General features: G+C 57.2%; 29 protein-coding genes. 14 read left to right on the forward strand and 15 right to left on the reverse strand.

The window, feature by feature from the left end:
- Positions 1-120 precede the first annotated feature (120 nt).
- From N7220_RS13790 to N7220_RS13835, 10 genes are all read left to right on the forward strand, one after another.
- Positions 121-462: an antibiotic biosynthesis monooxygenase family protein gene (locus N7220_RS13790; RefSeq protein ID WP_283148104.1), complete on the forward strand. Its 342-nt coding sequence runs from the start codon at positions 121-123 to the stop codon at positions 460-462.
- Positions 462-1706 carry a flippase gene (locus tag N7220_RS13795; protein WP_283148105.1) on the forward strand — a complete coding sequence of 415 codons (1245 nt, stop codon included), beginning with the start codon at positions 462-464 and terminating at the stop codon, positions 1704-1706. The genes N7220_RS13790 and N7220_RS13795 overlap by 1 nt, the downstream gene beginning before the upstream one ends.
- Positions 1703-2728, forward strand: a complete 1026-nt coding sequence (locus tag N7220_RS13800; RefSeq protein WP_283148106.1) for a glycosyltransferase family 2 protein — start codon at positions 1703-1705, stop codon at positions 2726-2728. The genes N7220_RS13795 and N7220_RS13800 overlap by 4 nt, the downstream gene beginning before the upstream one ends.
- Positions 2725-3849: a glycosyltransferase gene (locus N7220_RS13805; RefSeq protein ID WP_283148107.1), complete on the forward strand. Its 1125-nt coding sequence runs from the start codon at positions 2725-2727 to the stop codon at positions 3847-3849. Before N7220_RS13800 ends, N7220_RS13805 begins: the two co-directional genes overlap by 4 nt.
- The gene (locus N7220_RS13810; protein WP_283148108.1) at positions 3846-4667 is read left to right on the forward strand and encodes a glycosyltransferase; all 822 of its coding nucleotides are present in this window, start codon (positions 3846-3848) and stop codon (positions 4665-4667) included. Before N7220_RS13805 ends, N7220_RS13810 begins: the two co-directional genes overlap by 4 nt.
- A 103-nt stretch (positions 4668-4770) precedes the next feature.
- Complete coding sequence (locus tag N7220_RS13815) at positions 4771-5592, forward strand: glycosyltransferase (RefSeq protein ID WP_283148109.1); 822 nt, start codon at positions 4771-4773, stop codon at positions 5590-5592.
- The gene (locus N7220_RS13820) at positions 5589-6701 is read left to right on the forward strand and encodes a glycosyltransferase (RefSeq protein WP_283148110.1); all 1113 of its coding nucleotides are present in this window, start codon (positions 5589-5591) and stop codon (positions 6699-6701) included. The genes N7220_RS13815 and N7220_RS13820 overlap by 4 nt, the downstream gene beginning before the upstream one ends.
- Positions 6691-8148 carry an undecaprenyl-phosphate galactose phosphotransferase WbaP gene (gene wbaP, locus N7220_RS13825; RefSeq protein WP_283148111.1) on the forward strand — a complete coding sequence of 486 codons (1458 nt, stop codon included), beginning with the start codon at positions 6691-6693 and terminating at the stop codon, positions 8146-8148. The genes N7220_RS13820 and wbaP overlap by 11 nt, the downstream gene beginning before the upstream one ends.
- 123 nt (positions 8149-8271) lie before the next feature.
- A complete protein-coding gene (locus tag N7220_RS13830; protein ID WP_283148112.1) occupies positions 8272-8538 on the forward strand; it encodes an acyl-CoA-binding protein in 267 nt (88 codons plus the stop codon).
- 131 nt (positions 8539-8669) lie between these two features.
- Positions 8670-9110, forward strand: coding sequence for a PaaI family thioesterase (locus N7220_RS13835; protein WP_283148113.1), 441 nt, complete (start codon positions 8670-8672; stop codon positions 9108-9110).
- A gap of 135 nt (positions 9111-9245) precedes the next feature.
- Here N7220_RS13835 and N7220_RS13840 read toward each other — a convergent pair whose 3' ends face one another.
- Positions 9246-10181 carry a TerC family protein gene (locus N7220_RS13840; protein ID WP_283148114.1) on the reverse strand — a complete coding sequence of 312 codons (936 nt, stop codon included), beginning with the start codon at positions 10179-10181 and terminating at the stop codon, positions 9246-9248.
- Positions 10182-10295: 114 nt separating this feature from the next.
- On the opposite strand from N7220_RS13840, the gene N7220_RS13845 reads away from it, so the two are divergent.
- Together N7220_RS13845 and N7220_RS13850 are read left to right on the forward strand one after the other, a co-directional pair.
- Positions 10296-11060: a TatD family hydrolase gene (locus N7220_RS13845; protein WP_283148115.1), complete on the forward strand. Its 765-nt coding sequence runs from the start codon at positions 10296-10298 to the stop codon at positions 11058-11060.
- A 102-nt stretch (positions 11061-11162) separates the two neighbouring features.
- Positions 11163-11672 (forward strand): GNAT family N-acetyltransferase, encoded by a 510-nt coding sequence (locus tag N7220_RS13850; RefSeq protein ID WP_283148116.1) that lies wholly within the window; start codon positions 11163-11165, stop codon positions 11670-11672.
- 81 nt (positions 11673-11753) lie between these two features.
- Here the strand turns inward: N7220_RS13850 and N7220_RS13855 are convergent, their stop codons facing one another.
- The 6 genes from N7220_RS13855 to gpmI all read right to left on the reverse strand — a co-directional run bounded on the left by N7220_RS13855 (position 11754) and on the right by gpmI (position 18887).
- Complete coding sequence (locus N7220_RS13855; RefSeq protein ID WP_283148117.1) at positions 11754-12653, reverse strand: tryptophan--tRNA ligase; 900 nt, start codon at positions 12651-12653, stop codon at positions 11754-11756.
- A gap of 239 nt (positions 12654-12892) precedes the next feature.
- The gene (locus N7220_RS13860) at positions 12893-13690 is read right to left on the reverse strand and encodes a HesA/MoeB/ThiF family protein (protein WP_283148118.1); all 798 of its coding nucleotides are present in this window, start codon (positions 13688-13690) and stop codon (positions 12893-12895) included.
- 82 nt (positions 13691-13772) lie between these two features.
- Positions 13773-14180 (reverse strand): hypothetical protein, encoded by a 408-nt coding sequence (locus N7220_RS13865; RefSeq protein WP_283148119.1) that lies wholly within the window; start codon positions 14178-14180, stop codon positions 13773-13775.
- A gap of 153 nt (positions 14181-14333) precedes the next feature.
- Positions 14334-15851, reverse strand: a complete 1518-nt coding sequence (locus N7220_RS13870; protein WP_283148120.1) for a S41 family peptidase — start codon at positions 15849-15851, stop codon at positions 14334-14336.
- 41 nt (positions 15852-15892) lie between these two features.
- Positions 15893-17281, reverse strand: a complete 1389-nt coding sequence (locus N7220_RS13875; RefSeq protein ID WP_283148121.1) for a murein hydrolase activator EnvC family protein — start codon at positions 17279-17281, stop codon at positions 15893-15895.
- 55 nt (positions 17282-17336) lie between these two features.
- The gene (gene gpmI / locus N7220_RS13880) at positions 17337-18887 is read right to left on the reverse strand and encodes a 2,3-bisphosphoglycerate-independent phosphoglycerate mutase (RefSeq protein ID WP_283148122.1); all 1551 of its coding nucleotides are present in this window, start codon (positions 18885-18887) and stop codon (positions 17337-17339) included.
- A 185-nt stretch (positions 18888-19072) separates the two neighbouring features.
- Between gpmI and N7220_RS13885 the strand changes: the two genes are divergently transcribed.
- On the forward strand, positions 19073-19384 hold the full coding sequence (locus N7220_RS13885; RefSeq protein WP_283148123.1) for an ArsR/SmtB family transcription factor: 312 nt from the start codon (positions 19073-19075) through the stop codon (positions 19382-19384).
- Positions 19385-19481: 97 nt separating this feature from the next.
- Here the strand turns inward: N7220_RS13885 and N7220_RS13890 are convergent, their stop codons facing one another.
- Genes N7220_RS13890 through cutA form a run of 3 tightly spaced genes read right to left on the reverse strand, consistent with a single transcriptional unit; the run spans position 19482 to position 21926 of the window.
- Positions 19482-19985: a TlpA family protein disulfide reductase gene (locus N7220_RS13890; RefSeq protein ID WP_283148124.1), complete on the reverse strand. Its 504-nt coding sequence runs from the start codon at positions 19983-19985 to the stop codon at positions 19482-19484.
- Positions 19982-21601, reverse strand: coding sequence for a protein-disulfide reductase DsbD (gene dsbD / locus N7220_RS13895; RefSeq protein WP_283148125.1), 1620 nt, complete (start codon positions 21599-21601; stop codon positions 19982-19984). Before dsbD ends, N7220_RS13890 begins: the two co-directional genes overlap by 4 nt.
- A 1-nt stretch (position 21602) precedes the next feature.
- Positions 21603-21926, reverse strand: a complete 324-nt coding sequence (gene cutA / locus N7220_RS13900) for a divalent-cation tolerance protein CutA (RefSeq protein ID WP_283148126.1) — start codon at positions 21924-21926, stop codon at positions 21603-21605.
- 26 nt (positions 21927-21952) lie between these two features.
- Between cutA and N7220_RS13905 the strand changes: the two genes are divergently transcribed.
- Complete coding sequence (locus N7220_RS13905) at positions 21953-22366, forward strand: FxsA family protein (protein WP_283148127.1); 414 nt, start codon at positions 21953-21955, stop codon at positions 22364-22366.
- Positions 22367-22380: 14 nt separating this feature from the next.
- On the opposite strand, the gene N7220_RS13910 is transcribed toward N7220_RS13905, so the two are convergent.
- From N7220_RS13910 to N7220_RS13930, 5 genes are all read right to left on the reverse strand, one after another.
- Entirely contained in the window at positions 22381-22653 is a 273-nt protein-coding gene (locus N7220_RS13910; RefSeq protein ID WP_483409575.1) for a DUF167 domain-containing protein, read from the reverse strand.
- An 11-nt stretch (positions 22654-22664) separates the two neighbouring features.
- Complete coding sequence (locus N7220_RS13915) at positions 22665-23252, reverse strand: YggT family protein (RefSeq protein ID WP_283148129.1); 588 nt, start codon at positions 23250-23252, stop codon at positions 22665-22667.
- Positions 23253-23266: 14 nt separating this feature from the next.
- Positions 23267-24085, reverse strand: coding sequence for a pyrroline-5-carboxylate reductase (proC, locus tag N7220_RS13920; RefSeq protein ID WP_283148130.1), 819 nt, complete (start codon positions 24083-24085; stop codon positions 23267-23269).
- A gap of 84 nt (positions 24086-24169) precedes the next feature.
- Entirely contained in the window at positions 24170-24874 is a 705-nt protein-coding gene (locus N7220_RS13925; protein ID WP_283148131.1) for a YggS family pyridoxal phosphate-dependent enzyme, read from the reverse strand.
- A gap of 134 nt (positions 24875-25008) precedes the next feature.
- The gene (locus N7220_RS13930) at positions 25009-25209 is read right to left on the reverse strand and encodes a hypothetical protein (RefSeq protein ID WP_283148132.1); all 201 of its coding nucleotides are present in this window, start codon (positions 25207-25209) and stop codon (positions 25009-25011) included.
- Between the last annotated feature and the right edge of the window lie 64 nt (positions 25210-25273).

Here is a 25273-nt window from a genome sequence, read left to right on the forward strand (position 1 = left end):
AACGGTTACAGCCATACTTGCGTTGATCAAATACAATTGTGTGTGTTTACAGACAACCCGCGTTAGCTAGCGCGGGTTGTTGCTTATTAGCCTTGCAGATCAACGGCACCCAGAAAAACCATGTATTCAGCGACTTTCATTTTCAGGAAAAAACAGTACGACGCCGAGTTCGAGCGCCTTGATGCGTCGATCATGGCCGCCGCACAGTCCATCCCTGAATTTGCCGGACAAGACACTTGGGAAAACGCCGCCCAGGAGCTCACCTGCGTGGTGTATTACTGGCATTCGCTGGCAGGTTTGCAAGCGCTGATGCAGCACCCGGACCATATTACCGCCAAGCAAAACTACCAGACCTGGTACAAGGGCTATCACGTGGTGATCGCCGAAGTCTTGCGCACTTATGGCGACGATACGATCGACCATCCCACGCGCAAGATCGGCCACGCCGGAGCCGCGCCCTGATGGATCGCAAGCTCGCGGGAAATATTGTCGCGCTTTACGTGGTGAAGGGATTGCAGTACCTGATCTCCTTCGTCACCTTTCCGTTTCTGACCCACGTGCTGCAGGCGCAGTCGTTCGGTGCGATGAACTACGCTGCATCGGTGATCCAGTACGGCATCTTGTTTACCGATTTTGGTTTTGATCTGTCCGCCACCCGCGAAATCGCCGTGGCGCGCGAGGATCCGGCACGGATTGCCGCTATTTTCTGGCGGACCATGGTCGCCAAATCGTGCCTCATGCTGGTGTCGCTGGTGTTGCTCACGGCGGCGATCATGCTGGTGCCGGACTGGCGCATGTTGGCGCCGGTGTTTTTGTTTTCGCTGGCCAATATCGTGGCGTCGGTGTGTTTCCCGACCTGGTATTTCCAGGGCATGGAAGAATTGCGGGCCGCTTCAGTCATCAGCGTGATTGCCCGTGCCTTGTTGCTGGGTTTCTTGCTGCTGCTGGTGCGTAGTCCCGACGACGTTGGCCTGGCGGTGGTATTACAAGCCGCGCCGATGATCCTGGCAGGCGCATTCTGGTGGATCACCCAGTGGGGACTACAGCGCCCGGCCTGGGTGCGACCCAGCCAGGCGGATGTCAAAGTCTCGCTGCGGGCTAGCTGGCCATTTTTTCTTTCTGCGTTATCGACCAGCCTGTACACCACTGCCACCACCACACTGGTCGGTCTGTACAGTGGTGTACTGCAGGTGGGCTACTTCTCTGCCGCCAACAAACTGCTGGTTAATGTACAAGGTCTGATCGCCTTGCTGGTGCAGGCAACTTATCCGCGCATTGCCCAACTCGCCCATCACAACAAACCAGCGGCGGTATCGATGATCCGCAAAGCCACTTTGTTACAAGGCTCGGCCGGGCTGGTACTGACCTTGATCCTGCTGATCGGCGCACCGTGGCTGATGCCGTTTCTGGCGGGCAAAGACCTGGCCGCTGCCGCGCCGGTCATGATGTGGCTGGCGCCAATTGTGCTGCTCAGCGCCTTTAGCTACGTATTCGGCATGCAGTCGTTACTACCGTTTGGTGAAGAACGTTATTTCAGCCGCGTATTGATTGTGGCTGGCGTCATTAACGTGCTGGGATTGTTGATCCTGCTGCCGGGCCACGGGGCGGTGCGTGCTGCACAAGTGGTGCTGGCTGTTGAAACATATATCGTCGTCGCTTTCTGGTGGCGTGCCCGCAAGGTTCTGAAGGAGGCTGCTGCCGTATGATCACGCCTGCCGTCAGCATTGTTTTGCCGTGCTACAACAGCGCGCCGTATTTACAGGAAACGCTGGATTCCTTATCCGCGCAGACCTTTACCGATTTTGAATGTCTGGCGATTGATGATGGTTCCACCGACCAAACGCTGGCGATCCTGCAAGCGCATGCGTTTCGCGATCCGCGTTTCCAGATCATCACCCGCGAAAATCGCGGTTTGATCGCCACGCTCAATGAAGGCATCGCCGCTGCGCGCGGAGCATGGATGGCGCGCATGGATGCCGATGACCTGGCTGAGCCCGAACGTCTGCAAATCCAGCTCGCCACCCTGGAACAAACGGGTGCTGACGTGTGCGGCACCTGGGTGCAGTTCTTTGGCGAGCGTTCCGGCATCTGGCAGACCCCGCTGGACGATGCCTCGATCAAATTGCAGTTGCTGTTCAACGTCGCTTTTGCCCACCCCAGCGTAGTGGCCCGCACCAGCTTGCTGCGGGAGGTCCCCTATGACGCTGGCGCAGTTCACGCGGAGGACTACGCCTTGTGGTGCGCACTGGCGACGCGTGGTGCACATTTTGTGAACGTCGCGCAGCCGCTGTTACGCTATCGCTGCCACGCCGGGCAGATCACCCAGACCAAACGGGATGCCTTGCGCCAAACGGCCCAACGCATCCGCGCCGCTTATGCTCTTGTTTTGCTGCCTGCCGCGTTGCAAGCGCGTGCGGTCCAGTTTGCCGAATACGCCGAGCCGGGCCGTACCTTGTTGCCGGACGACTTTGCGGCTTACGCCGATATGCTCTTGGCGATCCATCAAGCGCATCCGGTGGGCGCTGCAGTGCTGGCCGAGGCATGGATCGAAGCATGGCAGCGCACGCAGCCTGCGGCCCAAACCTTGCCGGTGGTCGGGCGCTTGCGGGCGGCTTTACCGTTCGCGCTGGAGCGCAGCGGGTTTTATCGGAAACAATGGATCAAACACCGGCTGGGACAGGGAGTGTTGCAGGCGTTGCAGCGACTCACCGGTAAAGGAAGCCGATGAAAATCACATTCTTCTTGCGCGGCTTGGGTCTGGGCGGAGTGGAACGTTGTGCCGCGCTGGTAGGCGAAGGGCTGGCGGCACGCGGTTTTCAGGTCACTCTGGTCACGCTGGGCGACGCCACCAATCTGTGGCAAGAGCGTACGCGCACGGTGCGGGTGGTGGATTTGTCCCAAGCCTGGCATCCCAAAAAACCGTGGACCTGGCTGGCGGGTTGGCGCGCTGCGCGCAAGCTGGCAACTGAGGCCGATGTGGTGGTTGCCGCCACCTTCCTGATGCCGCTATACATGGCCTGGCTGGCCACGCGCGGGCTGGGCAAACGGCTGGTGGCTTGGGTGCATGGCCCGCTGGCAAACGTGGATGCCGCCGCGCATATGAACCCGGTCCATCGCTTTGCTTGCCAGAATATTTATCGGCGCATTGAGAACATTGTTTTTGTCTCCGGCCACGCTCGGCAATCACTGGGTAAATGGCTTGATGAACCGGTCAAACCAGGCTGGCAAGTTATTCCCAATTTTGTCGAAGACGTCGAGCCGCGGCCACCGCGCTATCCCGGCAACCCGCTGCGCTTGCTGTTTGTGGGCCGTATTGATGTCGAAAAGCAGCCTGACTTGTGGCTGGATACGCTGGCGGCTTTGGTCGAACGCAATCAGCTGGCCCGGCTGACGGTGCTGGGTGACGGCCCGTTGCGTGGGGCATTGCAGGCGCAGGCGGAAAAGCGCGGTCTGGCGGGTTTGATCGAATTTATGGGCACGCGCCATGACGTCGCCGACTTCATGCGTCGCGCAGATTTTTTGCTGCTGACATCCTGGTTTGAAGGCTGCCCGCTGGTGGTGCTGGAAGCCATGAAAGCTGGCCTGCCGGTGGTCACAACCAATGCCGGTGGCGTGGTCGAACTGTTTGGTGAGCAGGCGCACGAATATGTGACCGAAGCGGCCACCGGCGTGGCGCTGGCCGAACTGATTCTGGCGCAAGTTCCCAAGCACCCGGCGCTGGCGGCGCAACTGCGCTTGCGCTCGCATGACTACGACAAGCAACTGCTGCTGGAACGCTGGTCCGCGCTGTTTAACGGCACGCCAAGTAAATCGCAGTTGATAAAAACTGAACTGGAGCAACACCGGTGACGATTTCACACAACCGGGTCGCGCTGCTGATTCCGCATTTCAATAATCCACAAGGTATGGTGGAATCGCTGGCATCGGTCGGCGCTGACGAACAGGTTGACGCCTGGGTAGTCGATGACGGCAGTGTGCGGCAACAACTGGATGAAGCCGCCTGCCGTGCTGCATGGCAAGCGCAAGGCAGCTTGAATTTTGTGTATCTGCCGCAGAATCAGGGGATCGAGTTTGCACTGAATGCGGGCCTGGCCGCGTTGATGAATGCCGGTGGTTATGAGTACATCGCCCGGCTGGATTGTGGCGATCTGAATATGCCTGATCGCTGCTCGCGGCAAGCGGCCTATATGGATGCCCACCCAGATGTTTATCTGCTGGGCAGCGCGGTAGTGTTTTTTGATGAAACCGGCGATCGCTTCACGCTCAACCAGCCACAAACGCACGAACAGATCGTGCGGCAAATGCATGTCGATAATGCGTTTACGCACCCTGCGGTTATGTTCCGCGTAGCCGGAGTGCGCGAGTTGGGCGCATACCCAGTGGCCTGCAAGGCCGCCGAAGATTTCGCTTATTTCTGGAAATTTGTAGCGCGTTATCGCACTGCAAATCTGCCCGAAATATTGGTCCGGACTGAATACACCACGGCGGGGATTTCGTTATCGCGCCGCCGCCGGCAGCAGTGGTCGCGTTTTAAAGTATTGCTGCGCCATGTGGATTGCGCGCCCCGCTCCTGGTTAATGTTGCTCAAGCCGCTGGTGTGGCTGGTGGTGCCGTTTGGTGTGGCGCGCAAGGTCAAACAATGGCTGGGCGTGCGTAGCTGGTCATAGGCGGACTGGATTGATTGGCATTCGCCGTATGCCGACTGAACAAATTGTGCCCACAGCACTCGTAAAGAACCCAGGTTAAAAGACCGAACAGATTTATCAGAACATGGCCGAAACCCAAAACCGACTCATTTGCCTGATTCCGCATTACAACAACCCGACCGGGCTGGTGAGTTCGCTCGCTTCATTTGGTGCTACCGAACAAGTTGATGTGCTGGTCGTTGATGATGGCAGCGCGCGTGCACCGATAGACGAGCGGGCCGCTCGGGATGCTTTTTCCGCCCAGGGCGTGCTGCGCTTTTTGTTTCTGCCGAAAAACCGCGGCATTGAGTATGCGCTCAATAGCGGCTTGGGCTGGATCGAATCACGCGGTTATGAACTGATCGCCCGGCTTGATTGCGGTGATACCAATGTCGCCGACCGCTTTGCTCGGCAGGTCGCGTTTCTGGATGCGCATCCCGATGTGATGCTGCTGGGCGGCGCCGCCAGCATGGTTGATCCGCAGGGCGTTGAGCAATTTGTGCTGCGCCATCCAACTGCTTATGCGGATATCCAGAAAGCCATGCATCTGAACTCGGCCTTCATCCATCCGGCAGTGATGTTTCGTACCGCTGCGCTGGCCAGCACCGGTCACTATCCGCTTGATGCGCCAGCGGCTGAAGATTACGCCTTGTTCTGGACGTTCACCCGGCAGTTTCCGGTTGCCAATCTGGCCGATGTACTGATCCGCTATGAACTTGATCCGGGCGGTATTTCGCTTTCGAAACGCAATCGGCAGTTGAAGTCACGGCTGGCGCTGCAATGGCGTTACAAAGACGGCAGCCTGGCCGCATGGAAGGGGCTGGTGCGCAGCGTGCTGCTCTTGTTACTGCCATACGGCCTGGTTTTCAAAATCAAGGCACGCTTGCGGCAAGGGAAGGCTGCATGAGCCATATCGTCCATGTGGTCGAGTCGTTCGGGGCCGGTACACTTTCGATGGTGACCGCCATTGCCAACCGCCAGCGTGCGGATGGCTTGCGGGTCACCATCATCCACAGCGTTCGTGAGGAAACGCCGGATAACTGGCGCGAGCTGTTTGCCGAAGGCATTGCGCTGATCCAGCTGCCCATGACGCGTTCGATTTCCCCTGTTGCCGATTTTCGCGCAGGGCGTCTGTTGCATGGCACGCTCAAAACACTGGCGCCGGATGTGGTGCATCTGCATTCCAGCAAAGCCGGCGCGCTGGGGCGGATTCTGAGCATGATTTATCGCGGCCCCAAGTGGTTCTTCTCGCCCCATGGCTTGTCGTTTTTGCAGCGGGCCGAAGGGCGCTTGAAGAATTCGATTTTCTTGTTGATTGAAAAACTGCTGGCGGGTGCGCCGGTGACGTTTGTTGCGTGCTCGCCTGGCGAGGCCGGTGAAATCCGTACGCATCTATCCAAAAACGTGGTCGAAGTGCACAACGCCGTCGATATCGATGCCGTGCCGCTGGCATTGGGCAACGAAGGCGTGGTGCGCATAGGCACGGTTGGCCGCGTTACGCTGGCACGCAATCCGGAACTGTTTGCTGAAATCGCCGCCGCGCTGAGTCAACCCGGCGAGATCGAATTTGTATGGATTGGCGGTGGGGATGAATCCGGTGAAACCGCCCTCAAGCAAGCGGGTGTCAAACTCACTGGCTGGGTTGATCGCAAAGCTGCGTTGCAACATATGGCCGGGCTGGATATCTACATTCAGACCTCGCGCTGGGAAGGCATGCCGGTGGCGGTACTCGAAGCCATGGCCGCAGGCTTGCCGGTGGTGGCAACCGACGTGATCGGTAACCGCGATCTGGTGCGAGACGGCATCAATGGCTACCTGGGGCATACTGCCGCCGATTTCACCGCCCGCTTGGCGTTGCTCGCGCAAGACCGCCACGCTCGCGTTGAACTGGGTCAACGAGCCCGTCACTTCGTACAGGACTATTACTCGCTGGATGTCATGATGGCGGCGCTGTACGCCGCGTATGGCATTCACCCGACAGCAGAACCGGAGACGCCGAAACCTTATGTCGCTTAAACACGAAGGCCCTGAGCGCGCCAAAATCTGGCTGGCGCTGGCCGACTTTGCCGCGCTGGCGATTGCTTTTGCCGTAGCCATGTTGCTGCTGTGGCTGTTCCGCTATCAACGTATCAGCGCCAGTTTTGATTTGTGGTGGATGTGGGAAGGGCGCCAACAAGGCATGGCGTTTTTGCTGCTGGCGCTGTTAACGGTGGCCAACTTCTGGTGGCGTGGTCATTACAGCTTGCGCCTGCCGTTCTGGGATCAACTGCTGGATATCCTGCGCGCCTTGCTGCTGGCCGGTTTGCTCAATGGCATGCTGGTGTTGCTGGGCAAGTTCACCGTGTCGCGGTTCTTGTGGCCGGTGTCGTGGGGCGTGGCGCTGGTGTTGCTGCCGTGGCTGCGCAGCGCGGCCAAAGGCTGGCTGCTCAAGCTCAATATCTGGCAAATGCCAACGGTGATCGTCGGTACCGGCGAGAATGCGCTGGCGGCGTATCGGGCCATGAAAAGCGAACGTCAGTTGGGGTTCCGGATTGAAGCGTTTCTGGCCGTAGGCAAAGACGCGCCAGATAGCGTTGAGGTCAATGGCGCGCTTCTGCCAGTGATCTCCATTCCGTGTGATGGCTTGACCGCATGGCTGGATGCCAACGCCCGCCCGCACGTGGTGGTAGCGGTGGATGAAGAAGAACTCAAAGCCTTGGCCAACCAGATTGAACAGCTGACGCTGCGCTACAAAGACATCCACATCATTCCGCCGATCGCCGGTCTGCCATTGTTTGGTGTGGTGCCGTATCACTTTTTCAGCCATGAAGTATTGTTGCTGCGGGTGCGTAATAACCTGACCGTGCGCACGCTGATGTGGATGAAGCGGATTTTTGACCTGACCGGGGCAATTTTCGGACTCATCGTGCTCTCGCCGATCCTGCTTTACATGATGCTGCAGGTGAAACGTCAGGGCGGGCCGGGCAGCGTGTTCTTTGGTCATGTGCGCATAGGCATGAACGGCAAACCGTTCAAATGCTGGAAATTTCGCACCATGGTGCATAACAGTCAGGAAGTGCTGGAGCATTTGCTGGCGACCGACCCGCAAGCGCGGGCCGAATGGGACAAAGACTTCAAGCTCAAGAACGATCCGCGTATTACCCGCATTGGGCACTTTCTGCGTCGCACCAGCCTGGACGAAATTCCGCAATTGTGGAATGTAATCAAAGGCCAGATGAGTCTGGTTGGACCACGCCCGATCATCGACGAAGAACTGGCCCGCTATGGCGACAAAGTGGACTTCTATCTGGAAGCGCGCCCTGGCTTGACTGGTCTGTGGCAGGTGTCGGGTCGCAACGACACCACCTATGATGAACGCGTGGCGCTGGACGCCTGGTATGTTAAAAACTGGAATCTCTGGTACGACATCGCCATCATCTGCAAAACCATACGCAGTGTGACTGGCGGGCACGGCGCGTATTGAGGCTTGAGGCGTAGGGACTTTCCCGCGCCCCGGCGTTTGGCAGATAGCCCGGTCTGGCTGCAGCAAGCTATACTCGCCAACAGCAATTCAAACGAACGTTTTAATATTCCGTGGGGAGTCACCATGACCACTTTGGCCGAGCAATTCAAAACCGCGCAAGAAGAAGTTGTCCAACTGAACGACGCGCCGGATGTACAAACCAAGCTCAAGCTGTACGCGCTGTACAAGCAAGCGACCGATGGCAATGTCAACGGCGATCGACCTTCAGCCATTAACTTTGTAGCGCAGGCCAAATACGACGCCTGGGCCAAACTGCAAGGCTTGTCGAACGATGAGGCCATGACGCAGTACGTGGCGTTGGTGGAAGAACTCAAAAAGAACGACAGCTAAGCAAAAAGCAGTTGGAGAAAAGGCCGGTCAGTTACCGGCCTTTTTGTTGGGTTTGATTTCCCGTTCTGATTGTTTCCGTCTGCTCAACCGTGAGCACAGCGGAACCCACTCGATAAGGATGCGGCTAGCCAATGACTAAATCCATTGCCGAATATTCGGGGCTTGAATTGTTGCAAGCCATGGCCCGGGGCGAATTGCCTGCGCCTTCCATTACCGTAACCATGCCGATGTCGTTGCTGGAAGCGGACGCTGGTGTTGTGCGTTTTGCGGCCAAAGCGGATGAGCGCCATCTGAATCCACTGGGCGGGGTCCATGGTGGCTTTGCCGCAACGGTGCTCGATTCTGTCACCGGTTGCGCGGTGCATACCATGCTGGAGGCTGGCGTTGGCTACGGCACGGTTGATCTGAATGTGAAAATGCTCAAGCCAATCCCGCGGGACGTGCCATTGGTGGCCGAAGGCAAGGTGCTGCATATCTCCCGCACCTTGGGCGTGGCTGAGGGCAGTATCCGCAATGCGGAAGGAACGCTGCTGGCACATGCCACGGCGACCTGCATGATTCTGCGTCACTGAAACGGAGCGGATTCATCCAGAACAAAAAGAGCAGCCACAATGGACTGCTCTTTTTGTTTTTACCTCTGCAGTTCTCCCGATAACTCCTGGCGAGAATTCCGGGTAGCAAGGATTGACCAAATGAGCCTTCAGATCTCATTGCACCTGCTGCCGGGTCTTGTACATCGAGAACAACACGCCAGCCAGCAACAGACCAAACGTCACGGTCAAAGACAGCACCGACGGCACTTTGATGCCGGCATAAACCAGCCCGATTTTCACGCCAATGAAGATCAAGACCAGCGCCAGCGCGTACTTCAGGTATTCGAATCGATGCACCATGCTGGCGAGCGCAAAGTACAAGGCGCGCAAGCCAAGAATGGCGAAAATGTTCGAGGTGTAAACCACAAACGGATCTTGGGTAATGGCAAAGATCGCCGGAATGCTATCCACCGCGAAAATCAGATCCGCGCCTTCGACCATCAGTAAAGCCAGCAGCAACGGCGTGCCCCAGCGGCCAGCCGCCATGCCATGCTTCTCGCCGCGGATCACAAAATGATTGCCTTGCAGTGTGGGCGTCAGGCGCAAATGGGTTTTGAGATACCGAAACAACTTGCTGTCTTGCAGCGTGTGTTCTTTTTCTTTGGCAAACAGCATTTTGAAGCCGGTGAACACCAGAAACAGGCCAAAGAACAGCAACAGCCATGCAAATTCATGCACCAGCGCCGCGCCCAGACCAATCATGATTGCGCGCATGACCAGCGCGCCCAGAATCCCCCAGAACAGCACGCGATGCTGATAAACGCGCGGAATCGCCAGGCTGGTAAAGATCATGGAAATGATGAACACGTTGTCCATCGATAATGATTTCTCCACCAGAAACCCGGTGTAGAAATCCATGCCGTCGCGGGCCCCGCGCGAATACCAGACCCAGCCGCCAAATGCCAAGCCAGCGCAAATGTAGAATGCGGACAGCTTCAGGCTCTCGGCAATCGAGATTTCCTTGTCTTTTTTGTGCAGCACGCCCAGATCAAACACCAACAAGGCGATGACTACGACGGCAAAAACACCCCAGCTAAATAGATCAGACACGTAAAAGGCTCCGGGTACGGTTGGCTTGCTGTATTGTTTTAATGATCATTTCATAACTGCTGCCAGTTTGACTGAAGCAGCTAACAACAGATACTTGCCAGACACAATAGTTCCATGCTGATTGATAGTCATTGCCACCTTGATGCCCCCGAGTTCGACGCAGATCGCGACGCTGTGGTCGAGCGCTCACGCCTGGCCGGTGTAAAGCGCTGGGTTGTTCCAGCTGTAACAGCGGATACGTTCGCCACCACCAAAGCCATGCTGCGTTATGCCGGGGTCGCGCCTGCCTATGGTTTGCACCCGATATATGTGGCAGAACACCGGGATGAACATCTGGTACAACTCGCGCAATGGTTGCAAGCCGAACAACCTGTTGCCGTGGGTGAGATCGGTCTGGACTTCTTTGTAGAAGGTCTGGATGCAGTGCGCCAGGTGCAAATGTTTGAGGCACAGCTCAAACTGGCGCGGGATTTCGACTTGCCAGTGATTGTGCATATCCGCCGCTCGCAAGATCAGGCCCTTAAGTATCTGCGCAAATGGAAAGTGCGCGGCGGCATTGCACATGCTTTCAATGGCAGTAGCCAACAGGCCGATGAGTTTATCAAGCTGGGTTTCAAGCTTGGTTTTGGTGGAGCGATGACGTATTCAGGCTCGCAGCGTATCCGTAAACTCGCTGCCGAATTACCGCTTGAGGCCATCGTGCTGGAGACGGACTCGCCTGATATCCCGCCTTCCTGGCTGGATCGGGGACGCAACGAACCTTTACATATGTTGGCCTGCGCGCAAGTTCTGGCTGACCTGCGCGGCGATACCGTGGAAAATATAGCCTCGGTAACCGTGGCCAATACCCTGGCCGTCTTGCCGCGCCTTGCTGGTTGAGCAGTTCTCCGTATCCGGTTATGAGCTTCAGCCTGGTTTTTATGGATTTTTGAATAAGGCGTTGCGTGCACTGCGCTGCACCCGCCTGTAACGGGATTTGCTATGTCTTGGTCTTTACGCCTGGCGCATCATGCCGATTTGCCGGTGATCGTCGATATCTACAACAGCACCGTCGCCTCGCGCGAAGTCACCGCTGATACTGAACCCGTCAGTGTGGCCAGTCGCGAAGACTGGTTTGCCGCACACCAGAAAGCCACGCGGCCATTGTGGGTAGTGCAGGATGAACAAGGCGCGGTTGCGGGCTGGATGAGCTTTTCATCCTTTTACGGCCGCCCGGCCTATGACGGCACGATTGAGGTGAGTATCTATCTGGCCGAAGCGGCGCGCGGCAAGGGATTGGGGAGCTGGCTATTGCAACAAGCCATGGTGATCTCACCTTCGCTCGGCGTCAAAACCATCCTTGGTTTCATCTTTGGTCACAACCAGCCCAGCCTCGGTTTGTTCCGCAAGTTTGGCTTTACCGAATGGGCCAATCTGCCACGCATCGCCGTGCTGGATGAGGTTGAGCGGGACCTGATCATCCTCGGCCTGCGCTTGCCTGAATCGGCCTGATTCCTGGCTCGGTGCATACGAAAAGAGCCATCCAGACCGGATGGCTCTTTGTTTATGGCCCTTGGCAACTACCGCGTCAGCTTATACGCCCAAACCAAGCCGGACTTCATCCAGTGTCGCCGCAACGATATTGCGAGCGCGTTCAGTGCCATCGCGCAAAATGCCCAGCACTTGCTCTGGATCGCGGGCAAGCGCATTGCGGCGCTCGCGAATTGGCTCCAGGAATTGCTGCACACATTCCTCCAGATGATGGCGGATCACCGCGTCGCTCAAGCCGCCACGACGGTATTTGGATTTCAGGTCATCCAGAAAATGGATGTCGGTTTCGAAAGCGTCCAGGAAGAAGAACACTTCGTTGTGATCGACATCGCCTGGCGCTTTGCTGCCGGGCCGGTTTGGGTCTGTCGCTAGTGCGTGGATCGCCGCGCTGATGGCGTCCGGGTTGGCGGCCAGTGGCATGGCGTGGGCTGCCGAGTTGACCGCTACACGATTACGGGCGGTGGCGGCCATGACGGGTGCGGCTTCAACCAGAATTTGTGTACCGGCGCGTTCGTTCACTGCACGTACCAGCTGATTTCCGCGTTCGACCATGATCGCTTGTTGCGGGTCGGTGGTCGGAACCAGCCGGGCTTTCAAGGCGGTGATATCGGCAATGCCGTGGTTGGCGATCACGGTGCTCTGGCTACCCAGAATGTCCGCGCCAAAGCGGGCGTAGCACGCAGTCAGCTCATGCAGTTCTGGCACCTGGGATTGCACAAACAGCGTGCTGCGGGCCGGATCAATCCCGATAGCCAGGTAATCCATCGCCACGTCGATCACGTTGCTTGCATTGGCGTCGGTATCAGCCAGCATCAAAAACTGGCGATGCTTGTCCTGGTAATTGAGGCGATGCCGCAAGGTGCGCACGTAATGACCGAGACCAAGCGGGCCGGTGGCTTTATCGCCAGTCAACAGAATCTGGTTCGGTGGGATTACGGTCATGATCGAGTGCTCCTGCGGATTGTGTTCCGCTTTGGGTGAAGCGCCGATTCAGGGGGAGGGGGAGTTCCAGAAACACCAAAGCCGCCTGAATCGGCGGCTTCGTATAGTCAAAATGATACGCGTGGCCGCCAGTTAGAAGCGATACCACCAATAAAAGCTAGCAACAGAAGGGTGCTGGATTTGCGTATTCATGCTTTTTACTATGCCCTGGATCAAAAATGCTTGTAAAGAAATATTTTTCAGGCTGCGGTGTGAGAAATACCGCACACCGGGCAGGCCGGGTCCTTTTTGTAGCGCATCTCGCGCCATGCCATATTGCGCACATCCAGCAGCAGCAAGCGCCCAATTAGCGGTTTGCCGACGCCGGTAATGAGTTTGAGTGCTTCTGCCGCCTGCGCCGTGCCGATCATGCCGGTCAGCGGTGAGAACACGCCAAATGTGGCGCACGGGCTGTCGCTGGCGTCGCCTTCTTCGCCAAACAGGCAGTGATAACACGGGTTGGTGGCGTCGCGTGCATCAAAGGTGGTGAGCTGACCATCAAAGCTCACGGCGGCCCCTGAGACCAGTGGCACCCGCGCAGCGACGCAAGCGCGGTTCACTGCATGGCGGGTGGCAAAATTGTCGCAGCAATCGAGCACCAGGTCCGCCCCCCGTACGAGTTCTAGCAGTCGCTCGCCGGCCAGCCGCTCACCAAGTGGCGTGATGTGAATTTCGGAGTTGATGGCAGCCAGCGTTTGCGCGGCAGATTGGGCCTTGTTCCAGCCAATGCGATCCTGGCTGTGGATGATCTGCCGCTGCAGGTTGGTCAGGTCAACCTCATCAGCATCGGCAATGGTGAGCGAGCCCACGCCAGCGGCGGCCAGATAAAGGGCTGCGGGCGCACCCAGACCACCGGCGCCCACAACAAGTACCTTGGCGGCACTGATCTTTGCCTGGCCTTCCACGCCAATCTCATCCAGCAAAATATGGCGGCTGTAGCGCAGCAACTGGTTGTCGTTCAGGTCAGGCACTGCTGCGATGTTTATGGACTGGGTCATAGGGTATGGATCAATGAAAACGGGGCCAAAGCCCCGTTCGATGTGCGGTCGGGATCAGTGTGATCCCCAATGCAATTGCCGGTTACAGATAGCGCCGCAGTTCTTCAGGCGTATCGTCATGGTCGCCATGCAAGTGGTGTTCCCACGCCTTGACGAATACTTCACGGCTCTTGGTGGGATGCTCGGGGATTTGCGTATTATCGCGCTGAACGTCTTCCGTGTAATGGATCAAAGCCCGCTTGATCTTTTGCAGAATACTGCCGTCCAGATGAAATCCGCCGCTTTGCAACCAGGTTTCCAGCTCCAGTAGCGTATGTTCCAGCACATCGTAGTGAACGGTAACGCGACGTTCGCTTTCGTGCGGCTGCACCACTACGCCGGGGATGCGGCCAAGCAGGCGAGCCGCCTGCACTGCCTGATCTGTGGGCAGGACGTGAAACACGATGTCATGTGTTTTCTGGCGTTCGGGTGGCGTGTGGACGGACGTCATGGCAAAACTTCCCGTTACTGGCGTCGATGGCTTTAGCTTAGGCGCTTTGGCGCAATTTTGCATCGCTGAACTTGCAAACGGCATAGGCCAATACAACACCGCCAAAGAAAAACCCCGCACATGGCGGGGTTTTTGGGGCAGGACGCGAACCGTTTACTTTGCTGCAACCGGTGCCGAAGCAGCCGGTGCGACTGGCGCGCCCTTGTTTTGCAACAGTTGCTGCACCTTCAACACGTTCAGAGCCTGTTGCACCTGGTAGTCGTTCTTCGAAACTAGTTGGCGTGGGCCTTCGCTATCGGCTTCGCTGGCGGTCAGTGCCTGTGGTTTGATTACAGGTGCTGCGTTCAGCTTGATCGCTGGCGTGGTGTCCTTGTCTTTGGGCTTGGGTTTGCCGGCATCTTTATCTGTCGGATTGTCCAGATGGTGCTCAAGATCGGATTCGTGCACTTCCAGACCGCTGAAGTCGCCACGACCGGCCACTGTGGCTTCTGCCACTTCGATATCCGGCGTAATGCCCTTGGCCTGGATGGAGCGGCCATTTGGCGTGAAGTAACGTGCGGTTGTGATCTTCAGTGCCGAGGTAGCGTCAATCGGCAGCACGGTTTGCACCGAACCCTTACCGAACGATTGCGTACCCAGGACCAACGCCCGTTTGTGGTCTTGCAACGCGCCGGAGACGATTTCCGAAGCCGATGCCGTACCGCCGTTCACCAGTACCACGATCGGCACTGTTTTCACGTCCTTGGGCAGATCTTTGAAGTAATCGCTCTTGGCATCATCGCGCTGATAGTTGGAGCGATCAGCAGTCAGGCGCACTTTGGAGTCCGGTGTACGGCCTTCGGTGTAAACCACCAGATCCCCTTGCGGCAAGAACGCGGCAGACACACCCACGGCGGAATTCAGCAAGCCGCCGGGGTTGTTACGCAGATCCAGCACCAGACCCTTGAGCGGACCCTTGTTTTGCTTGTACAGATCGCCCAGCGCAGTGGCCAGGTTCTCGGTTGTGCGTTCCTGGAACTGGGTAATGCGGATATAGCCGTAGCCTGGTTCAGTCAGTACCGACTTCACGCTTTGCACTTTGACGATGGCGCGCTTGAGCGGCAGGATCAGAGGCTTGGTTTCGCCTTTGCGCAACAGCGTCAGCGTGACGGTGGAGCCCGCCTTGCCACGCATTTTGCTGACGGCGTCATTGAGCGACATGCCCTGAACCTGGGTGTCATCGATCTTGACGATGTAGTCGCCTGGCTTCACACCCGCCTTGAAGGCTGGAGTGTCTTCGATCGGCGAAACCACGCGGACCAGGCCGTCTTCCATATTCACTTCAAGACCCAGACCGCCAAACTCGCCTTGCGTGCTGACTTGCAAATCTTTGAAGGCGTCTGCATCCAGGTAGTCCGAATGCGGATCAAGACCCGAAACCATGCCCTTGATGGCGTTGTCGATCAGTTTTTTGTCACTGACCGGTTCGACGTAACTTTGTTTGATCAGGCCAAACACCGTGGAAAACGCGCGCAGTTCATCCACTGGCAGTGGATTGGCGCTGGCATCTTTGTCTGCCACCGCAGTGAACGACAAGCTCAGCGCGACCCCAAGGCCAATGCCGGCAAGTACGAGTGCAATTTTCTGCATTTTGCTGGCCGGCTTGTGGGCCGGTTTCTTCAGGCTGGGCATTCAATAGCTCCAAATAACGGGTGTTTGTGTCATGTTAACGGCTATCCGGCCCAGGAGAGCGGATCCAGCGGTTTTCCGTGCTGGCGGATTTCAAAGTATACGCCCGAATCCCCCATGCCACCGCTGTTGCCACTTGTAGCAATGGTGTCGCCTGCGTTGACGGTATCACCAACCCGTTTCAGCAGACTTTCGTTGGCTGCATAGATGCTCATATAGCCGCCACCGTGATCAATAATCATCATGTTGCCAAAGCCACGCAGCCAGTCGGCAAAAACCACCCGACCGGTAGCGACCGCCTTAACCGGCAGGCCACTGGCTGCCCGGATAAACACGCCTTTCCAGGTCGCGCCTTCTGCGCGTTGTGTGCCAAACCGGCCGATTACGTCGCCCTTGAGTGGCAGCCGTAAACGCCCCTTGAGCGCAGCGAACTGCTGACCAGACAGGCTGGCATCCGGCTCTACTGTGTTCTGGCGGGTGACCTTGTCCTGCGCTGGCGCGGTATCCGGGGCTGGCGTTGGGTTGACTTGTGCGGTTGTATCACTGTTGACGTTATTGGCTGGTTGAGCCTGATTCTTGTTTTTCGCCGCATTGGCAGCCTGTTTACGGCGCGCTGCTTCTTCACGCGCCAGACGCTGGGCTTCGGCCTTTTTGCGAGCTGCTTCCTGTTGCGCCCGCTTTAATTCTTGTTGCTTGATGATGGCATCCAGCCGGGCAATCAGCGTAGTCATGCGCTTTTCATCGGCCTGCAATTTGCCGATCTGGTTACGCTGGCTATTGATCTGCTGGGAAAGGCTGCTCAACACCTGCTGCTTTTCTTGCTGATCGTTGAGTAACTCGGCCTTTTGGGCGGCTTTTTGCCGGGCAAGTTCCTGCAGTTCGTCGTTTTTCTCGCGAATCCGGTCAGAAACTTCGTTGAGCTGATCGAGTTGCTGCTGTAACTGCTGCGCCAGTTGTTGTTGCGCGGCAGTCAGATAGCGGTAGTAGGTCAACTCGCGACTGGTTTGATTGGGATCTTGCTGATTGAGCACCAGCCGCCAGGCTTCCAGTTCGCGGGTGCGATAGCGGCTGTTGAGCAGGCCAGCCAGACGCTTCTGGCTATCGCGAATGCTGTTGCGGGTGTTGCCAATGTCGATTTCCATTTGCGCCAATTGCGCGCTGGTGAGCTGGCGCTGGCTGGAAAGATCATTCAGGACCCGATTGGCGTCGGAAATGGCTTTTTCCGACTGCTGCAAAGCATCTGCTGCATCTTTGCGGTGGGATTCGTTGTTAGCCAGATCGTGCTTGAGCTGATCGATCTGGCCACGCAAATCCTGCAACTCACTCTGTTTTTCCTGCTTGTCCTGTTTCGGGGCAGGGCTGACAGTAGATACGGCAGGCGCCGCCGAAGCCAGAGTGGCTGCGGCGGCAAAAAAGAAACCTGCGAGTATCAAGCTGCGGCTCGGCACGAGTCGGATTTAGTCAGGCTATAGAGTCAGTTGCAGTGGGTCAGGCGAAAGTCACCAGCGATTTGCCGGTCATGTCTACCGGTTGCGGCAGGCCCATGATAGCCAGCAAAGTCGGCGCGATGTCTTTCAGTGCGTATTCACCACGTGGCGCCATGGTTGCCGGACGACCAACGTAGATGAAAGGTACCACGTCGGTGGTGTGCTGGGTATGTGGCTGGTGCACACGGTGGTCGTACATCACTTCGCAGTTGCCGTGGTCGGCAGTAATGACTACTTCGCCACCCGCTTTGAGCATGGCCTCAACACACTGGCCGACACAGGCATCCAGCGTTTCTACCGCCTTCACTGCCGCATCAAACACACCGGTGTGACCGACCATATCGCCGTTGGCCAGATTGCAGATAATCGCTGCGTACTGGCCGGATTCGATGGCCTCGACAATCTTGTCAGTCACTTGAGGTGCGGACATTTCCGGTTGCAGATCATAAGTGGCGACTTTGGGCGACGGCACCAGGATGCGGTCTTCGCCCGGGAATTCTTTTTCTTCGCCACCTGAGAAGAAATACGTCACGTGCGGGTATTTTTCAGTCTCGGCAATGCGCAGTTGTTTCAGACCCAACTGGCCGACGTATTCGCCAAAGCTGTTGGAAACCTTGGGCTTTTCATAGGCCACCGGGAAGGAATACGCCTCGGCATACATCGTGGCGGTGCAGAAGTATCCCCAGTTGATCTGGCGCGCGCGGGCGAAGCCGTCAAAGGCTGGATCAGTCAGCGCCACGGCGATTTCACGCGCACGGTCAGCGCGGAAATTCATGAACACCACCACATCGCCATCTTCCGCGCGGGTTGGCGCGCCAATGCTGGTGGCTTTGACGAACTCATCGTTCTCGTCACGGTCGTAAGCGGCTTGCAGGCCATCGAGTGCCGTTGCTGCGTGGTACAAGCCCTTGCCCTCAACGATTACGTTCCAGGCTTCAACCACACGTTCCCAACGCTTGTCGCGATCCATTGCCCAGTAGCGGCCAGTGATCGAGACGATGCGCGCGCTACCAGCTGCATCACAGACTTGTTGCAGTTTTTCCAGGTAAGCTACGCCGCTGCGTGGTGGCGTATCACGGCCATCCAGGAACGCGTGAACGTGAATCTGTTTGACGCCAGCTGCTGCGGCATCGGTGATCAGAGCGTGGATGTGCGACTCGTGGCTATGCACGCCGCCATCAGAGACCAGGCCCAGAATGTGTAGTGTTTTGTGTTCATGCCTGGCGATTTCGATCGCTTGCGCGAATACTGGGTTCAGGCCCAGTTTGCCGTTGGCGACATCGCAGTCGATACGACTGATATCTTGCTGCAGTACGCGACCAGCACCGATATTCAAGTGACCGACTTCGGAGTTGCCGAATTGGCCTGCTGGCAAACCGACAAATTGCTCGGATGCATTGATGGTGGTCCAGGGGTATTGGGCCAGCAGACGGTCAATATTGGGTTTCTTTGCGGCAGCAATCGCGTTGTCTTGTGTTTCTTCGCGATAGCCAAAGCCGTCAAGAATAAGAAGAAGAACCGGTTTTACCTTACTGGGTGTGGCGGCGTTCATTCTGCAGCAAAAGCCTTATCGTAAATTGCAAATGCCTCGTAGTCGGGCGTTGCGGTAGGGTTCCAAAGGTGGTTAGATATTCTATCCTATTGGAATTACTTTGCTGCGTAAGTATTCCGGCACTGCGTAATCGTATCAACCCGCAATTTCATACTGGCGGCTGTGCTGCCAAAGAACCGAGGACAATGGATAACCCTAACACCTTGATGACCGACGAGCATATCGATCAGGCTTCCCGCGCCATGAAGGCGATGTCACATCCGTTGCGGTTGAAAATTCTCTGTGTGCTGGGCGAAGGCGAAGTCAGCGTGCAGGAAATTGTCGATCAGGTTGGCACCACGCAATCGAATATTTCCCAGCATCTGGCGCTGATGCGTGAAAAAGGCGTTTTGCGCACGCGTAAAGACGCCAATCGCGTGTTCTATCGCGTTGGTGATATCCGGACGCTGGAAGTGATTGCCATGCTGCGGGACGTGTTTTGCGGATTTTCTGGCTGAGATATGCCAAATGCACACCAGTGACTGAATGAAGCAAATGAAGCCGCGCTTGCAATGCAAGGCGGCTTCATATTGGGGCTTGATACTATTTCATCTGTTAATTCTTTTTGCTGCCCAGCAGACCATCCAGGGTCTTTTTCATCGCGTCCGGCTTTACCCGTCCCAAGTCTTTGACTGTGATTTTACCTTGCGGATCAATCACGACGGTGAACGGCAGCGCACCCTGTACATTGCCTAGTTTTGACATTAACTCCAGCGCGTCACCGTCACCCAGCAAAGTCGGATAAGTGACCTGATACTGCTTGGTGAATTGCGTCACCGGGGCGATCTCGTCAATTGCCACGCCAACAAACTGCACCTTGTTGCCATAGGCTTTGTGCAGCTTCACCAGATCTGGCGTTTCTTCCCGGCAAGGCCCGCACCATGGCGCCCAGAAGTTGATCACCATCGGTTTGCCACTCCACTGCGAGAGCTTTTGCGGCTTGCCCTGCAGGTCTTTCAGCGAGGTATCCAGCGGTGAGTCGGCCCAGGCTGCGCTGGCCAGCAGCGACAGGGACAATGCAACGGCGCCGAGTACGCGCCCGGTTCTCAGGATTGTCATTGTGGATTGTTTCCTTGAGCGAGTTCTCGCAACAGGGCAGCAAAATCGGTCGCTTTGGGTTCGCCCACTTCACGATGCCGTTGCAACTGGCCTTGCTGGTTATAGAACAGCATGGCCGGCGGTCCGTACAGGCCGAATTGTTTCAGCAACGCGGCATCATCGGCGGTGTTTTTGGTGACATCAGCACGTAGCAGCACAAACTTGCCCAACTCGGCTTTGACTGCCGGGTCTGGCAACACGTTACGTTCAAACTCGATACATGAGACGCACCAGTCGGCGTAGAAATCGAGCATGACCGGCTTGCCATGCGCTGCGGCAACCGCAGCATCCAGTTCGGCTATCGAACTCACATTCTGGAAGTCGCCATTGGCGGATTTGAGCCAAAGCGGATGGCTGATCCAGACTGCAGTGGCCAACAGAATGACGCCAAAGACGCGCTTCACGTTGCGCATCGCGTTACCCGACAGCCGCGGCAAAACGGTGGCACCAAATGCGCCGATGAGCAGCAATGGCACGCCAGTGCCCAGTCCCAACGCATACAGCGCACCGCCACCCAGACCGATATCGCCCGTTTTGGCCATATACGCCAACGCGCCAAACAGCGGCGGGGCCATGCAGGCGCCGACCAGTAGTGCGGACAAAATACCCATCACAAACACAGGACCGAGCTTGCCGCCGGGCATGCGGTTGGCAAAGTTGTTCACTTTGCTCTGAAAGCCGCCGGGCATTTGCAGGTTAAACAAGCCGAACATCGACAGCGCCATCACCACAAAAAACAGTGTCAGGACGATCACAGTGACGGATGACTGCAATTGCACGGTAAGCAGCGTGCCCGTGCTCGCCGCAGCGATACCAACCACCGTATAGGTCAGCGCCAGACCTTGCACGTAAACAAAGGTCAGCCCGAATGCTTTCCAGCGCCCTTGCGACTGGCCGATCACAATGCCAGAGACAATCGGCAGCAGCGGATACATACAGGCGGTCAGCGATAACCCGATTCCGGCCAGGAAGAACAGCCCGACCGTGGCGGCCAGGCTAGCGCGAAAAAAACCGCCAGGTCCTCCGTCATCCGCTGCTCCCGAATTGGCTGCAAGGGCAGTGCTGCCAGTGGCCGCGCCAAACAATTGGTTTAACTGATTTGGCTGGCCGGGTTTGTCCATGTGCGAGGCATTGTCCGCGGCCGTAGTCAGCTTGACGGTTTGCGGCGGGTAACACACGCCTACTTCGGCGCAGCCTTGCATGCGCACCGTCAGTTGCGGACTGGCGGGCCAGGGTTTGTCGCTAACCAGTCGCACGTCCAGATTGTGCGGATAAATCTCCACCTTGCCGAAATTGGGGTCGTTCTTTTGTTTGCCTTGCGGGAAAGCGGTCGTGAACGCCTGGTCTGGCTGGCTGGTGATTTTGATGCGGTCACGGTACAGGTAGTAACCCTCTGCCACGGCAAAGTGGACATTCAGGGTATTAGCATCCACGCTTTCGACCGAAGCGCGAAAAGCCTGGGTGGGGGGCAGCAAATCTTTTTCGTCTACCGCATGTGCGGGGCTGGCCAAGGCAATCAGGCCGAGCGCCGCCAGCATGACGGTTGAGACAAATCGGGCAAACAGCGAACGCCGCACGTTACTTCTCCAGTGTTTCGGTGACCAGCCACGCCATATACAGCGGGTGGACGGCTTGGGCCGGCAAGGCAATGATTTCCGGCACGTCATAAGGGTGGTGCTCCGCCAGCCACGATTGCAGCGCGGGATAGCGGTCGCTGGTGGTTTTTATCAATAAAGGAACTTCTGCGGTTGTTTCGATTCTTTCTTCCCAGCGGTAGACTGACTGGATTTGCGGCAGCAGGTTCACACAAGCTGCCAGGCGCGCAGTAATAATCCCGTCGGCCAGCATTTCTGCAACGCGCTGATCGGGGCAATTACAAAGCACCACTACCGCTTTATTCATCGATTGTTTTCCATCCGGATCGCTACATGCCTTATTTTCTACTCGCGCTACTGGCCTGGCCAGTGCTCGAAATCGTCGTCATGATCATGGCCGCCAAAGCCTTTGGCGTTGGCTTGCTGATTGCATGGCTGGTGATTGCCGCCATTGTCGGCGGGCTGATGTTACGCCATCACAAACTCGCTGTTGCGATGTCGTTGTTCTCCGACATGCGTCAGGGACGAATTACCACCGGGTCGTTGTTCTGGGTGGCGCGTTATTATATTTCCGCGATCTTGCTGCTGCTACCGGGGTTGATTGGTGACGTTGTGGCGTTGGTACTGCTGTTGCCATGGGGCGGAAAAACACCTACGGCTGGTGCGCCGCAGGACGAAGGCATCATTGAAGGGGATTTTCGCCGCATTGAGCCACGTTCGGACCCAAACCGGCAGATTGATCGTTAATCGCCGCACCAGCTTTAGCCAGGTGTTAGCAAAGACGCGGGGTCGATTGGACTGTTTTCAACGATCACCGTCTTGCGCCGGCTGGCCGCCCCCGCTTTCAGGCTGACCTGGCGTAGCGGCACAGCAAAGGTTTGCGCAATAAACGCCAGCAAGGCCGCGTTGGCCTTGCCGTCCACCGGTGGGGCGGCCAGGCGGATTTTCAGCGCTTCGCCATACAATCCGGCAATTTCCGTCTGTTTTGCGCCCGGCTGGATATGCAGATGCAGCACCAGCCGGATTTCTTGCATTTCAAACCAGCTCACGCTGCGATACGCACATTCTGCAAGATGATCGGTTCCAGCCCGGCGACCACCACATTCAGCAGCAATTGAATGATCAAAATGAGGATCAGCGGGGTGATGTCGATCCCGCCAATGGTGGGAATCATGCGCCGCAAAGGTCGCAGGAACGGCCCGGTAATGCCTTCCAGAATCGGCATCAGCGGGTTATAGGGCGAAATCCACGACATCAGCGCTTGCCCGATGGTTGCGGCGAACAACAGATACAGCGACATCTTCACCAATTCCAGCACGGCTGCCAGCAGCAGGGCGACGATGGACAGCGGCGAGCCAAAGATGAATGGCCACGGCGTGATCGCCAGTAGCAGCAGGTGCATCAGGAACGCGCAAATCCACGCCAGCAGCACGCTGGCCATGTCCAGATTGCGCCAGGATGGGATTACCCGTCGCACTGGCAGCACGATCCAGTTGGTCGTAGCCAGCACAAACTGCCCGATCGGGTGCTTGAACGAGACTCGCCCCGCTTGTAGATAAAACCGGGTCAACAACAACAGTATGAAAAACTCCGCAATATTGCGGACCAGAAACTCGAGCGTGCTCGATAGCATGGCAACGCCTCCGTTCAGAGTTCGGAATCCCGACCGAGTTCATCACCCAGCTCACGCGAACGCGCGGCTGCCGCTTGGGTGGCGGCGATAATCGTCGCGCGCACCTGGCTGTTTTCCATCGCATTGATGGCTCGTTCGGTCGTGCCACCCTTGGAGGTGACTTTGACGCGCAAGGTGGCGACGTCATCTTCGCTTTGCGCTGCCAGCTTCATGGCTCCGGCGACTGTCTCATAAGCCAGCTCGCGTGCTACTTCAGGGGCGAACCCTTGTGCACGGGCGGCTGCCTGCAGCGACTCGATAAAATAAAACACATAAGCCGGACCACTGCCGGAAATGGCGGTAATGCCATCCATTTCACTTTCTTCTTTCAGCCACACCACTTTACCTATCGAAGTCAGGATGGTTTCGGTGGCCGCGCGATCTTCACTTGAGACGCCTGCGGTGGCGTAGACGCCAGAGATGCCCGCCTGCACCAGCGCCGGAGTATTGGGCATGACGCGAACAATGCGGCTGTAACCGCCTAGCCAGCGTGAAATGGTTTCGGCACGCACGCCAGCGGCAATGGAAACGACCAGTGCGTTCCCGAGCCGCGGTAACGCAGCCTGAGCAACCTGGCGCAATTGCTGTGGTTTGACTGCGAAGATCACCACATCGCTGACGGGGAGATCCTCTTCCGGGGCGGAGGCAGTCACCTTGTATTGGGTGACCAGTTGTTCGCGCTTGATCAGTTCCGGATCAACCACGTGCAACTGATCTGCCGGGAAGCCCTGCCTGACCAGGCCGCCGATCATGGCTCCAGCCATGTTGCCGCCACCGATAAAGGTAATCTTCATGTGTCTTGGTATCCCGTTGACTGAGCTTTGAATTGTTGGTGTGGTCACCGGCGTCGGGCGCCATGGTGGTCCAGTCGCCTGCGATTATGCCGTCATTTTGTTCGGGCGGGCGCCAAATAATGCGGTGCCGATTCGTACCAGCGTTGCCCCGTGCGCCACTGCGACTTCCAGGTCGGATGACATGCCCATGGACAAGGTATCCAGCGCATAGCCTTGTTCATTAAGTTGAGCCTGCAACTGGTGTAGCTGCTCGAACTGGGCCGCCAGCGCTGCCTCATCGCGGGTTGGCTCGGGGATGCACATCAAACCACGCAAGTTCAAATTGGGTAGCGCCGCCACGTGCCGGGCCAGTTCCAGCGTTTCTTCGGGGGCCACGCCCGATTTGCTCGCCTCTCCCGAGACATTGACCTGGATACAGACATTCAGTCGCGGCAGTTGGTTCGGCCGCTGTTGTGATAGCCGTTCGGCAATAATCAGCCGGTCGATGGCGTGCACCCAGTGCGCACTGGCCGCAACGCTGCGGGTTTTGTTGCGCTGTAATGGGCCGATGAAATGCCATTCCAGATCAGCCAAGTCAGCCAGCGCCGCGACTTTGTCGGTGAATTCCTGAACATAATTTTCGCCAAACGCGCGCTGACCCGCCGCATAAAAACTGCGGATATCTTCGGTTGGAAAGGTTTTGCTCACAGCAAGCAAGCCCACAGTCGCCGGATCGCGGCTGGCAAATTGCGCGGCGGCATCGATGCGCGCCCGGATGTGAGCCAGAGTGAGGGTGAAGTGATCGGTCATGAGCCAGCCAGATAAAAATGCAAACGCAAGGGCAGCGCGCACGGCGCGACTGCGGCGGCAAAGACGAACACGTCTTGACCGTAACACGGCATTATAAGTTTATTTACTGGCGTGAGTTTGCAGCGGCGTGCGCTTTAGCGGGGACGGACGGATGCGTCTGGCTCTGGCGTGGAGTCAGTGCGGTCGGCGCGGATCACGGCAAACACCACGGCGGACACAAACAGCGCGCCGGTGAGTAGCGCAGCAATGATCCAGCCTTGTTGAATGGCCGTAATACCAAGAAAGCCGAGGATCGCGACGATGAAGTCCAGCAATCCGGCGATGAAGTTATCCATAAGTAAGCACTCTAGTTCACGACGGCCATCCCGCAATCAATCTGCGATTCTGGCTGACTAAAGG

It is taken from the genome of Silvimonas soli (assembly GCF_030035605.1).
GTDB classification, from domain to species: domain Bacteria; phylum Pseudomonadota; class Gammaproteobacteria; order Burkholderiales; family Chitinibacteraceae; genus Silvimonas; species Silvimonas soli.